The sequence below is a fragment of the Melghirimyces profundicolus genome, from assembly GCF_003054245.1.
Classification (GTDB): domain Bacteria; phylum Bacillota; class Bacilli; order Thermoactinomycetales; family DSM-45169; genus Melghirimyces; species Melghirimyces profundicolus.
The window spans coordinates 168,399-179,760 of sequence record NZ_QBKR01000005.1; the positions used below are offsets into that span (position 1 = coordinate 168,399).

Consider the following 11,362-nt stretch of genomic DNA (forward strand, 5'->3'; position numbering starts at 1 on the left):
GTGTTTTCATGGACTGGTCCGTTGTTTGGGAATATAAGAATCTTTTTATCACCGGTGTTTGGGTGACGTTTATATTAACCCTGGTGGGGATTTCCGTGGGACTGGTCATCGGGTTGACCACGGGGCTGATGCGACTGTCGGGCATCGGCTGGCTGCAGATCCCGGCCAAGGTGTATGTGGATATCTTTCGGGGCACGCCTCTTCTTTTACAGATTTTTTTCGTCCATTTCGCGGTGATTCCCACCATATGGGAAGATGTGATGAAGTTGGAGGTGCCGGACTTTATCTTCTCCGGCTTTGTTGCTCTCTCCCTTAATGCGGGAGCTTATATTGCGGAGATTTTCCGCGGAGGAATTAAATCGATTGACAAAGGACAGATGGAGGCGGCGCGCTCTCTGGGAATGTCTTATGCCCAAGCGATGCGTCATATCATCCTTCCCCAAGCCTTCAAACGGATGCTTCCCCCCTTGGGGAACGAGTTTATCGCTTTATTGAAGGATTCCTCCCTGGTGGCCCCGATTGCGGTTCACGATCTTACCTATGCGGCCAATATCACCGCGAAAAACACTTGGGAACGGTGGACTCCCTACATCACAGCGGGCGTGCTTTACTTCATGTTAACCTATCTTTTGTCCCGGGTCGTTTTCTGGTTGGAACGACGATACAGCACGGAAGGGGAGGATCGTTGATGACAGAGAGGATCCGGATCGAGGGTTTGGTTAAAAACTTCGGAAGCACAAAGGTGCTCAAAGGAATCGACCTGACCGTCCGGGAAAGAGAAGTGGTCTCCCTGATCGGTCCCAGCGGTTCCGGAAAAAGCACCCTGCTCCGTTGCATGAATCTCTTGGAATCGGTCACGGAAGGGAAAGTGGTGGTGGGCGGGAAGGATTTGACCGCACCGGACACCAATCTCGATCAGGTGCGGACCGAGATGGGGATGGTGTTTCAGCAGTTCAACCTGTTTCCCCACATGCGGGTGATCGAAAACATCACCCTCGCCCCGATACGGGTTCGGAAATGGGATCGAGAGAGAGCCGAACAGAAAGCGATGAATCTTCTGAGGAAAGTGGGACTGGAAGAGAAAGCCCGCGTATACCCGGAGAAGCTTTCCGGAGGTCAGATGCAACGGGTGGCGATCGCCCGGGCACTGGCCATGGACCCGAAAGTGATGCTGTTTGACGAGCCCACTTCCGCCTTGGATCCGGAGATGATTAAAGAAGTGCTCGGGGTGATGAAACATCTGGCCCGGGAGGGGATGACCATGGTGATCGTCACCCATGAGATGGGGTTTGCCCGTGAGGTTTGTGACCGGGTCCTTTTCATGGATGACGGGCGGATCATCGAAGAGGGCAAACCGTCGGAACTGTTCGATCAGCCGAGGGAGGATCGAACCCGGGCATTTTTAAGCAAAGTCCTGTGATGGATCCCCTCTTTCCGATACCCGGGAATTTCCTTGACTTTACCTGTTTTGAAGTGTTATAGTGATTCTACATGGAAGACCCTTCGGTATTTCATGTGGATCAATTTATGAAGGGATTGTTATTATGCAAGGCAAAGTCAAGTGGTTCAACGCGGAAAAAGGTTATGGTTTCATCGAGCGCGATGGCGGGGACGACGTTTTCGTTCATTACTCCGCAATTCAGGAAGAAGGCTTTAAATCGTTGGACGAAGGTCAATCCGTCGAGTTTGAAATCGTGGAAGGCCCGCGTGGACCGCAGGCTGCCAACGTAACGAAACTTGCCTGACCCAAACAACGAAATCGATCCCTCCTGAACGACTGTTTCGGGGGGGTTTTTAATTTCCGCCGTTTCTTTCCCCCAACTCAGTAAATCAGGGTGATTTTCTGCGATGAATTGTTCAGGCGCAGGAGGAATTATACCTCATAACGGGAATACATAACAGTAGAAGGCGAAAAGGGGGATTCGCTTGATGAAGTACAACATCCGAGGGAACAACATTGACGTGACCCAGGCGCTTCGAGATTACGTGGTCAAAAAGTTGGGCCGTCTGGAGAAGTACTTTGATTCCACCTCGGCAACCGAAGCCCATGTAGCCCTGAGTGTATACCGGGACGAACACAAGGTGGAGGTGACGGTCCCCTTTCCCGGGTTGTTGGTTCGCGCCGAAGAGGCCACGGAGAATATGTACGCCGCCATCGACAATGTGGTGGAAAAGCTGGAGCGCCAGATCCGAAAGTATAAAACGAAAGTGAATCGAAAGTTCCGCCAGGACGGCACCATCCGCAACCTGGAAAACGGAACGGCCCCTGAGATCGCAGAAAATCACCTGGAAAACGAAGAGGGAGAAAGCGAATTTGAAGTGGTCCGCACAAAACGGTTCAACCTCAAACCGATGGATACCGAGGAAGCCATTTTGCAGATGGATCTTTTGGGCCACAATTTTTACGTTTTCTCCAATGCCGACACCAATGAGGTGAATGTGGTCTACAAACGGAAAGACGGAAAGTACGGGTTGATTGAACCCGAATGAACACGATAAAACCCCATCCGGTCCTCACAGAGGATCATCCCCAAAAGGGCAGCCGTCCGTGCTGCCCTTTTGTTTGGATGGGTTCTGAAGCTTTTGTGAAAACGTGAAAAGAAGGGGTGTTTTTTGTTAAACTAATAGACAGTACCTGATCATGGAATCCTCAGACAAAATGGTCTGTCAGGCATATAGAGACCGAGGCGGGTTTGTGCGGGAGTTCCAAGCAGTCTCACGAAAGGGATGAAGGCGGATGCTCAACCTGTTGAAAAAGATGCTTCCCGACGTCAATGAACGGGAGCTGAAGAAGTGTTACAAAATCGCCGATCAGATTGAAAACTTGGAGCCGGAAATCTCAACCCTTTCCGACGAGGAATTGACAGGAAAGACCGAGGAGTTCCGAAAACGGTTGGCCGAAGGGGAAACCCTGGACGACCTGCTTCCTGAAGCCTATGCGGTGGTCCGTGAAGCGGCCAAGCGGGTCTTGGGGATGCGCCATTTCTACGTCCAGTTGGTGGGCGGGATTGTTCTGCATCAAGGAAACATTGCCGAAATGAAAACCGGGGAAGGAAAAACCCTGGTATCCACCCTGCCGGCCTACCTGAACGCGCTGAGCGGGGATGGTGTCCATGTGGTTACCGTCAACGACTATCTGGCGCGTCGGGACCGTGAATGGATGGGGCAGGTATTTGAATTTCTCGGGATGAAAGTCGGGCTGAACCTTCCGGGGATGGAGCCGGAAGAAAAACGGGAGGCCTATCAGGCGGACATCACCTTCGGAACCAACAACGAGTTCGGGTTCGATTATCTCCGGGACAACATGGTACTCTATCCGGAACAGATCGTCCAGCGCAAACTGAACTATGCCCTGATCGACGAGGTGGACAGCATCCTCATCGACGAGGCCCGGACCCCTCTGATCATCAGCGGGCAAGCCAACAAGGCGACAGACCTTTACTACGCCGCCGACAAACTGGTGCGGAGGCTGAAACCCGAAGAGGACTATACGGTGGACATCAAAACCAAAAGCGTCTCCCTGACGGAACAAGGGGTGGACAAGGCGGAGTCCTTCCTCGGGATCGACAATCTGTTCGACGCCAAAAACATCACCGCCAACCATCACATCCAGCAAGCCCTGAAGGCTCACGTCATCATGAAACGGGATCAGGATTATGTCGTCAACGAGGACGGAGTGGTCATCGTTGACGATTTTACCGGCCGCCTGATGCACGGTCGCCGGTACAGTGACGGACTTCACCAGGCGATCGAAGCCAAAGAGGGAATCCAGGTGCAAAAAGAGAGCATGACCCTGGCGACCATCACCTTGCAGAATTACTTCCGCATGTACGACAAGTTGTGCGGAATGACCGGCACGGCCAAAACCGAAGAAGAGGAATTCCGCAAGATTTACGGCATGAACGTGGTCCAGATTCCCACCCACAAACCGATGGTCCGCAAGGACCACTCGGACCAGCTTTACAAGACCGAAGAGGCCAAATTCCGGGCCGTGGTGGAAGAGATCGTCAACCGTCACGCCACCGGACAGCCGATCCTGGTGGGGACCGTCTCCATCGAAAAGTCGGAAAAACTCTCCCGGATGCTGAAGAAACGGGGCATTCCCCACCAAGTGCTCAATGCCAAAAATCATGCCCGGGAAGCGGAGATCATCGCCCAGGCCGGGCAGCGGGGAGCCGTGACCATCGCCACCAACATGGCGGGGCGGGGTACGGACATTGTTCTCGGTGAAGGCGTCGACGAACTGGGCGGTCTGCACGTCATCGGCACCGAGCGGCACGAGAGCCGCCGGATCGACAACCAGCTCCGGGGGCGTGCCGGCCGCCAGGGAGACCCCGGCTCGTCCCAGTTCTACCTCTCCTTTGAGGATGAACTGATGCGCCGGTTCGGCTCTGAACGGATCCAGGGCATGATGGACAGTCTCGGGATGGACGAAGACACCCCCATCGAAGGGAAGATGTTCTCCCGGGCGGTGGCCAATGCCCAGAAACGGGTGGAAGGGAACAACTTCGACGCCCGTCGGTGGGTGCTGCAGTATGATGATGTCCTCAACCAACAGCGGGAAATCATCTACAAGCAGCGCCGGCAGGTTCTGACCGGCGAAGGGTTGAAAGAAATCGTCCTCGACATGGGCAAGATGCTGATCGAACGTGTGGTGGAAGCCCATACGCCGGAGGACGACATCCCCGAAGACTGGGACCTGGGGCCCGTGGTGGAACTGGCCAACTCCTCTTTCCTGAAAGAGGGAGAAGTGGATGAAGAGGATCTGGAAGGTCTGGAACGGGACGAGATGGTCGACTTCCTCTTTGAAAAACTGAAGGACCATTATGAGCGCCGGGAAAAAGAGATCGGGTCCGAGCGACTCGAGGAGTTTGCCAAAGTGGTCATTCTTCGGACGGTGGACCGGAAGTGGATGGATCACATTGACGCCATGGATCAGCTGCGGCAGGGCATCCATCTGCGTGCCTACGGCCAGACGGATCCCTTGCGTGAATACCAGTTTGAAGGATACGAGATGTTCCAGGAGATGATCCGGGAGATCCAGGAAGAAGTGGTCCGCTATGTGATGAAGTCGGAGCTGGATGAAGGCGAAGAGATCGAACGGGAAGAAGTGGCGACCAACCAGACTGCTTCTTCCGGCGGCTCTCCCCATTCCGGGGAAGAAAAACCGAAGCGGCAACCGATTCGGAGAACCGAAAAGGTGGGGCGCAACGAACCTTGCCCCTGCGGCAGCGGGAAGAAATACAAACACTGTTGCGGCCGGGCCGCCCAAACCGGCTGAACCGGTTTTCCACCCGGTTCTGTCTATGATATCCTTGTCCTTGTCGTGCCGACGCATCCCAATGGAGAAGGAGAAGTGAGAAAATGCAACTGAGCGATATTCGACAGGAACTGAACAATACAGCCAAGCGATTGGCGGACATCAGGGGGTCTCTTTGACCTCCCTCAAAAGGAGAAGCGCATCCAGGCCCTGGAACAGGAGATGACCGATCCTGACTTCTGGAATGATCAGGCCAAGGCGCAAAAAGTGATCGATGAGAACAACCGTCTCAAATGGCTCGTCCAGGAAATGAAAGAACTGGAGGAAAGCCAGGAGGAAATCCAGGTGATGACCGAACTGATCGCCGAAGAGGACGATGACTCCATGATGCCCGAGGCGGTGGAGGGTCTCAAAAAACTGAAGCAGAAACTGGACGATTTTGAGCTGGCATTGCTTCTGAACGAACCCTATGACAAAAACAACGCCATTTTGGAACTCCATCCGGGTGCGGGGGGAACGGAGTCCCAGGACTGGGCCCAAATCCTCCTCCGAATGTACACGCGATGGGCGGAACGACGAGGGTTCAAAGTGGAGACCCTGGACTATCTGCCCGGGGAGGAAGCCGGCGTCAAGAGTGTCACCCTTTTGATCAAAGGTCATAACGCGTACGGCTACCTCAAGGCTGAAAAAGGGGTCCACCGCCTGGTCCGGATCTCCCCCTTCGATGCTTCGGGACGCCGTCACACTTCTTTCGTTTCCGCCAACGTCCTGCCGGAGATTGAAGATGACGGGGACATTGAGATCCGGTCGGAAGACCTGAAGATCGATACCTACCGGTCCAGCGGCGCCGGGGGTCAGCACGTCAATACCACGGATTCGGCGGTGCGGATTACGCACCTCCCCACCAATATCGTGGTCACGTGCCAATCGGAACGGTCCCAGATCAAAAACCGGGAGCGTGCCATGAAGATCCTGAAAGCGCGTTTGGTGGAACGGCAAATGGAAGAGAAGCAAAAAGAACTGGCCGAGCTGCAGGGAGAACAGACGGAGATCGGCTGGGGCAACCAGATTCGATCTTATGTGTTCCATCCTTACAGCATGGTCAAAGACCACCGGACCCAGGTTGAAGTGGGCAATGTCCAAGCTGTGGTGGACGGTGAGATCGATGTTTTCATCGAGGCGTACCTGCGCAAAAAGATGAATGCGGGAGACTGACCCGCACGACAAAAAGGCTGCCGAAGGGCAGCCTTTTTTTGCAACAGAACATAGCGAGACCGGGGAGCGGAGCGCCCCAGGCGAGACTTGTACTCTGTGAGTGCATAGCGAGACCGGGGAGCGGAGCACCCCAGGCGAGACTTGTGCTCTGTGAGTGCATAGCGAGACCGGGGAGCGGAGCGCCCCAGGCGAGACTTGTACTCTGTGAGTGCATAGCGAGACCGGGGAGCGGAGCACCCCAGGCGAGACTTGTGCTCTGTGAGTGCATAGCGAGACCGGGGAGCGGAGCGCCCCAGGCGAGACTTGTACTCTGTGAGTGCATAGCGAGACCGGGGAGCGGAGCACCCCAGGCGAGACTTGTGCTCTGTGAGTGCATAGCGAGACCGGGGAGCGGAATGCCCCAGGCGGGGAAATCACGACGGATGGTTCGATTTCACGGATTTTGCAACACCAGGCAGGCTTCATCGAAGTTACCCTTCAGAAGATCGTTCCGGGTGATACAGAAGTAAATCATGCCCCGGTTTCCAAAGACCATGTCGAGCTCCTCATCCGAATCCACTTGGAGGAGAAGCACCCAGTCGGCCTCTTTTTTCCCCGTCTGTTCCCGGCAGGCCTCGAATACGTCCGATTCCAGCTCCAGAGGCGGTCCGAAGGCCTGATGGTAACCCCCTTCCCTGCCTTCCAGATCATACAGGCGATCCATCAGATCAAACCAGATCTCTTCCATATCTTCAGGGGCGTCCACGTTGGGGAATGACTTCTCCAAGCGAAAGTCGATTCCCCGTTCGGGATAACGCACTTCCCGGGGCAGATCTTCCGGAAGCGGGGCAGGGACCAGTTCCTCCCGCTCGGCATCGGCATAAATGACTTTTCCGCTCATCCGGTCCGAGGGGGCTCCCCAGAGGAGATCGTCCACCGTCGCAAAGAAATAGAGCATTCCCCGGTCGGGAAGCGGGCTCATCGGGTCGACCTCTCTCAGTTGCGCCAGGTTATACTGGGCGATGAAGGGGAGAGGCTTTCCCTCGCTGAAGGGGTAGGAAAGGTCGGAGGGAAGGTCGGGAACGCCGCCGAACTTGGAACTCCCGCGCGGTACCGTCTCTTCCTCCCGAAGCCGGATCATCACGCACGGGACGAGTGTTCCGATCACTTCTTCCTCCATTTCCGACAGCCCCTGTTCCGCCAGCACTTCTCTGACCTTTTCTTCCATCGTTTTACGCATCGAATCCCTCCGTTTCCCTCCTGTTCATTTTAACCCTTTATCAAGGGACGTGAAACGGGGGAGGAGGGGCCGGATGAAAGTCCGGGGGAGTTGTGGTAGAATCCGGTTTAGCCGATAACCCCCCGCCGGGCGGATAAAGGAAAGAACTGTATCCACCGGAAGTATGGTGAAAAAGTGAGCGGCGGTGACTGCGAATGAAACACAGAGAAGCATTTGCCCCTGAACCTTGCTGGCTGATACTCCGACGGGCAGGACAGCAAAGCCGCTGTTTCGGGAAACGCATCTCTTCCCTTCTTCTGAGCCTGACACTCCATCACAACGCTTCCGGTTGGGTCATAATCTGAAATGGAAAATCCAGTGAGACAGGAGGGGACGCCGTTGAAACTTCTTTCGATCGAACCCACCCCCAGCCCCAACACGATGAAGCTCAACGTGGATGAATCCGTTCCAAAGGCCCGTACCTACACGCCGGACAAGCTGGAGGAAGCCCCGGAAACGATCCGGCGGTTGTTGGAACTGGAAGGGGTGAAGAGTGTCTTTCGCGTGGCCGATTTTATTTCCGTCGAGCGACATTCCACCGGAAACTGGGAGCAGATCCTTTCCGGGGTTCGGGAAGTTTTTGGTGATGAAACCGAAAACAGGGGTCCGAAACCGGAGAGAGGGACCGGTGATCCGGCGGAAGGATTCGGGGAAGTCCGAGTGCATGTGCAAACCTTCCGCGGGCTTCCGATCCAAGTGAAACTGACGCGCGACGGTGAAGAAAAGCGGGTTGCACTCCCGCCCCGATTTGCGGAGGCAGTGATGGAAGCGCAGAAAGCATCGGAAAATATGGTGATGGAACGCCGGTGGGAAGAGCGGGATGTCCGTTACGGGGATCTGGACGAAATCGGCGAGGAAGTGGTGGAGGAACTCTCGGCGGCCTATGACCAAAATCGCCTCCGGGCATTGGTCCAACAGGCCATGAAAAAGAAGGGCTCCGTCACGGAACCCGCCGGTAGAAAAGCCATCAAGGTGACGCCGGAGATGCTGGATGACCCGGATTGGCGAAAGCGTTATGCCGCGCTGGAACGGATGGACCCGGGATTGGAGGATCTGGAGGTCCTGGGCAAAGCCCTGGGGGATCCGAAACCCTCGATCCGCCGGCTGGCGACCGCGTATCTCGGTTCCATCGAAGATCCGAAGGTTCTCCCCTTTCTGTACCGGGCGCTGAAGGATCCCTCCGTCACCGTTCGGCGGACCGCCGGGGACTGTCTCTCCGATCTGGGGGATCCCGACGCCATCGGCCCGATGATCGAAGCGCTGAAAGACAAGAGCAAACTGGTCCGTTGGCGGGCGGCGATGTTCCTTTACGAGACGGGGGACGAATCGGCTCTCCCCGCTCTCCGCGAAGCCCAGAACGATCCGGAATTCGAAGTCCGCATGCAGGTGAAGATGGCTTTGGAGCGGATCGAAAAAGGAGAAGAAGCCGGCGGGTCCGTGTGGCGACAGATGACCCAAAGAAATGAAAACCCGGGCGAAGATTGAACCGTTACTCCTGTTGGGGCCGTGGGAAGCCCGGCGACAAGAGGGGTCAACCGGTAAAGGAATTTTGGATTCTCTGTCGAATACTTGTGACGGTCGCGTTTTTCAAAGAATGTGACGGAGGTGGGAGGATGGAGTGGAACAACATCCGTCTGGAAGGTCATGAGGGGTGGGCGTTGCTTACGATTGATCGCCCCAAAGTGCTGAACGCCCTGAACCGGGAAACCCTGGACGAACTGGAGCAGGCGTTGGACCGGGTGGAAGAGTCCGGTGACATCCGTGCCTTGATCATCACCGGTTCCGGGGAAAAGGCCTTTGTCGCGGGAGCGGATATCAAGGAGCTCCGGGAAATCCCCTCCGCCCATGAAGCTGAACGCTTGGCGGAGAAGGGGCAGGCACTCTTTTCCCGGTTGGAGGAGTTGCCGGTCCCGGTGATCATGGCAGCAGGCGGATTCGCACTGGGCGGGGGATTTGAGCTGGCTCTGAGCGGGGACATCTTGTTGGCTTCGGAAAAAGCCCGTTTCGGTCTTCCCGAGGTGAATCTGGGCATCCTTCCCGGATACGGAGGCACCCAACGATTGGCCCGCCTGGTGGGAAAATCGACGGCCAAGTACTATGCCCTGACCGGGGAGATGATCCCCGCGGAGGAGGCGTATCGACTGGGAATCGTCCAAAAAGTGGTTCCTCACGAACAGCTCCTCCCGGAGGCGAAAAGCCTGGCCCGCACCTTGTCGAAACAGGCGCCGGTGGCCATGAATTTCATCAAAAAGTCGATCAATCAGGGGGCGGAAACCGACCTGAAGACGGGCCTGCGTCTGGAAGCCTCCCATTTCGGAACCGTTTTCAACACGGAAGACCGGATGGAGGGAATGGACGCGTTTCTTGAAAAGAGGAAAGCTTCTTTCCGCGGCAAGTGACAGTGTCCGAATGCGGTGTCATTTTCCGGGAAATCATCAACGAAACAACAGGGTGTCCCGTTGTTGTCAGTTCACGTCGCGACGTGTTGACCCAAGGGTTGGATTAAGGAGGAGATGATCCATGATTTCCGATTGGCTGCAAAAGATCCCGATGGGTGTTTGGGTGGCATTGGCACTGATTTTGGTTGCGATCATTGTTCTGAATTCGCGAATCTCCCGCAAGCGGAGCCAAGAGGTGGAGGAGCTGGAGAGAGCATTCAGGGAACCCTACCAGCCACGGGAAGAAGGGGAAAAGGGCTCCGAAGAAGGGGGGAGTGACAGCAAAGAAGAGGGCGAATCGAAGGAAGAACCGGAGCAGAAAAAGAAGGGCAGCTGACCCCCAAAATACGTGTAGTGGTGCTAATGCGCACCGGAAGCAGGGAGGTTTCCTCTTTTTCGAATCCGAAAAAATCGCCGGAGGAATATCCGGCGATTTTTCGTGGAACATAATCCTTGATAACCCAGCATCGGGAAACGGGAGGGAGCGGTTGGATGAAAAAGGGATGGGTTGCCGGGATGGCGATGACATTTTTACTCTTGTCCGCCTGCGCTCCGCCAGGGGGGACGAAACAGGGCCCTTCCGAGGAATCGTCTCCGAAGGCGCTCTACAGCAACAACTGTGCCAGCTGTCACGGTCAGAACTTGGAGGGTAACGCGGGACCGTCCCTGAAAAACGTGGGGGCGGAACATTCCAAGGAAGACATCGAGCAGATCATCAAGAACGGAAAAGGACAGATGCCGGCGCAGAACCAGCTGTCCGACGCCCAGCGGGACAAATTGGCGGAATGGCTGGCAAAAAAGAAATGAGTCAATGAACGCCCACCCTTCAAAGGTGGGCGTGAATCTTTCCATAAAGATCCTGGAAAGTGGGGAAGGCAGCAAGTGGATGGTCAAGGAGTTGCTTCGCCACCCGTACCCGGATTCGCGGGGATTCCGGGACAGCCTTCTTTCTGATCGATGCAGTCCCCTGGAAGCGTGATGATTTCATGTTCGTTTCGGGAATAGGGGAAGTGTTTACCCAAAATAGCGACTTTGCTGTCCTGCCCCGGCGAGACTTGTGCTCTGTGAGTGCATAGCGAGACCGGGGAGTGAGCGACCCCGGCGAGACTTGTGCTCTGTGAGTGCATAGCGAGACCGGGGAGTGAAGCGACCCCCGGCGAGACTTGTGCTCTGTGAGTGCATAGCGAGACC

Annotated in this window: 11 protein-coding genes; 10 read left to right on the forward strand and 1 reads right to left on the reverse strand. The window is 55.7% G+C overall.

What is annotated here, in order from left to right; all coding sequences use genetic code 11:
* The first annotated feature begins 8 nt into the window (after positions 1–8).
* The 6 genes from C8P63_RS05620 to prfB all read left to right on the forward strand — a co-directional run bounded on the left by C8P63_RS05620 (position 9) and on the right by prfB (position 6,475).
* A complete protein-coding gene (locus C8P63_RS05620) occupies positions 9–689 on the forward strand; it encodes an amino acid ABC transporter permease (protein WP_108022363.1) in 681 nt (226 codons plus the stop codon).
* The gene (locus tag C8P63_RS05625) at positions 689–1,420 is read left to right on the forward strand and encodes an amino acid ABC transporter ATP-binding protein (RefSeq protein ID WP_108022364.1); all 732 of its coding nucleotides are present in this window, start codon (positions 689–691) and stop codon (positions 1,418–1,420) included. The genes C8P63_RS05620 and C8P63_RS05625 overlap by 1 nt, the downstream gene beginning before the upstream one ends.
* A 121-nt stretch (positions 1,421–1,541) precedes the next feature.
* On the forward strand, positions 1,542–1,745 hold the full coding sequence (locus C8P63_RS05630; protein ID WP_211308247.1) for a cold-shock protein: 204 nt from the start codon (positions 1,542–1,544) through the stop codon (positions 1,743–1,745).
* Positions 1,746–1,929: 184 nt separating this feature from the next.
* Positions 1,930–2,490, forward strand: coding sequence for a ribosome hibernation-promoting factor, HPF/YfiA family (gene hpf, locus C8P63_RS05635; RefSeq protein ID WP_108022366.1), 561 nt, complete (start codon positions 1,930–1,932; stop codon positions 2,488–2,490).
* Between the two features lie 247 nt (positions 2,491–2,737).
* Complete coding sequence (gene secA / locus C8P63_RS05640) at positions 2,738–5,281, forward strand: preprotein translocase subunit SecA (protein ID WP_108022367.1); 2,544 nt, start codon at positions 2,738–2,740, stop codon at positions 5,279–5,281.
* 83 nt (positions 5,282–5,364) lie between these two features.
* A protein-coding gene (gene prfB / locus C8P63_RS05645) for a peptide chain release factor 2 (protein ID WP_108022368.1) occupies positions 5,365–6,475 on the forward strand; the annotation gives its coding sequence in 2 pieces (ribosomal slippage) (positions 5,365–5,436 and positions 5,438–6,475; 1,110 coding nt in all).
* A 433-nt stretch (positions 6,476–6,908) separates the two neighbouring features.
* Here the strand turns inward: prfB and C8P63_RS05650 are convergent.
* The gene (locus C8P63_RS05650) at positions 6,909–7,694 is read right to left on the reverse strand and encodes a YwqG family protein (RefSeq protein ID WP_108022369.1); all 786 of its coding nucleotides are present in this window, start codon (positions 7,692–7,694) and stop codon (positions 6,909–6,911) included.
* Positions 7,695–8,072: 378 nt separating this feature from the next.
* Between C8P63_RS05650 and C8P63_RS05655 the strand changes: the two genes are divergently transcribed.
* From C8P63_RS05655 to C8P63_RS05670, 4 genes are all read left to right on the forward strand, one after another.
* Positions 8,073–9,218: a conserved virulence factor C family protein gene (locus C8P63_RS05655; protein WP_211308246.1), complete on the forward strand. Its 1,146-nt coding sequence runs from the start codon at positions 8,073–8,075 to the stop codon at positions 9,216–9,218.
* A gap of 128 nt (positions 9,219–9,346) precedes the next feature.
* Positions 9,347–10,132, forward strand: a complete 786-nt coding sequence (locus C8P63_RS05660; protein ID WP_108022371.1) for an enoyl-CoA hydratase/isomerase family protein — start codon at positions 9,347–9,349, stop codon at positions 10,130–10,132.
* A 121-nt stretch (positions 10,133–10,253) separates the two neighbouring features.
* The gene (locus C8P63_RS05665) at positions 10,254–10,508 is read left to right on the forward strand and encodes a hypothetical protein (RefSeq protein WP_108022372.1); all 255 of its coding nucleotides are present in this window, start codon (positions 10,254–10,256) and stop codon (positions 10,506–10,508) included.
* Positions 10,509–10,663: 155 nt separating this feature from the next.
* On the forward strand, positions 10,664–10,978 hold the full coding sequence (locus C8P63_RS05670) for a c-type cytochrome (protein ID WP_108022373.1): 315 nt from the start codon (positions 10,664–10,666) through the stop codon (positions 10,976–10,978).
* The last annotated feature ends 384 nt before the right edge of the window (positions 10,979–11,362 follow it).

Excerpts from the sequence above, each read along its gene's own strand:
- C8P63_RS05620 (WP_108022363.1), top strand. The coding sequence starts at position 9 with ATGGACTGGTCCGTTGTTTGGGAATATAAGAATCTTTTTATCACCGGT.
- C8P63_RS05660 (WP_108022371.1), top strand. The coding sequence starts at position 9,347 with ATGGAGTGGAACAACATCCGTCTGGAAGGTCATGAGGGGTGGGCGTTG.
- hpf (WP_108022366.1), top strand. The coding sequence starts at position 1,930 with ATGAAGTACAACATCCGAGGGAACAACATTGACGTGACCCAGGCGCTT.
- C8P63_RS05665 (WP_108022372.1), top strand. The coding sequence starts at position 10,254 with ATGATTTCCGATTGGCTGCAAAAGATCCCGATGGGTGTTTGGGTGGCA.
- C8P63_RS05650 (WP_108022369.1), bottom strand. The coding sequence starts at position 7,694 with ATGCGTAAAACGATGGAAGAAAAGGTCAGAGAAGTGCTGGCGGAACAG.
- C8P63_RS05670 (WP_108022373.1), top strand. The coding sequence starts at position 10,664 with ATGAAAAAGGGATGGGTTGCCGGGATGGCGATGACATTTTTACTCTTG.
- secA (WP_108022367.1), top strand. The coding sequence starts at position 2,738 with ATGCTCAACCTGTTGAAAAAGATGCTTCCCGACGTCAATGAACGGGAG.
- C8P63_RS05625 (WP_108022364.1), top strand. The coding sequence starts at position 689 with ATGACAGAGAGGATCCGGATCGAGGGTTTGGTTAAAAACTTCGGAAGC.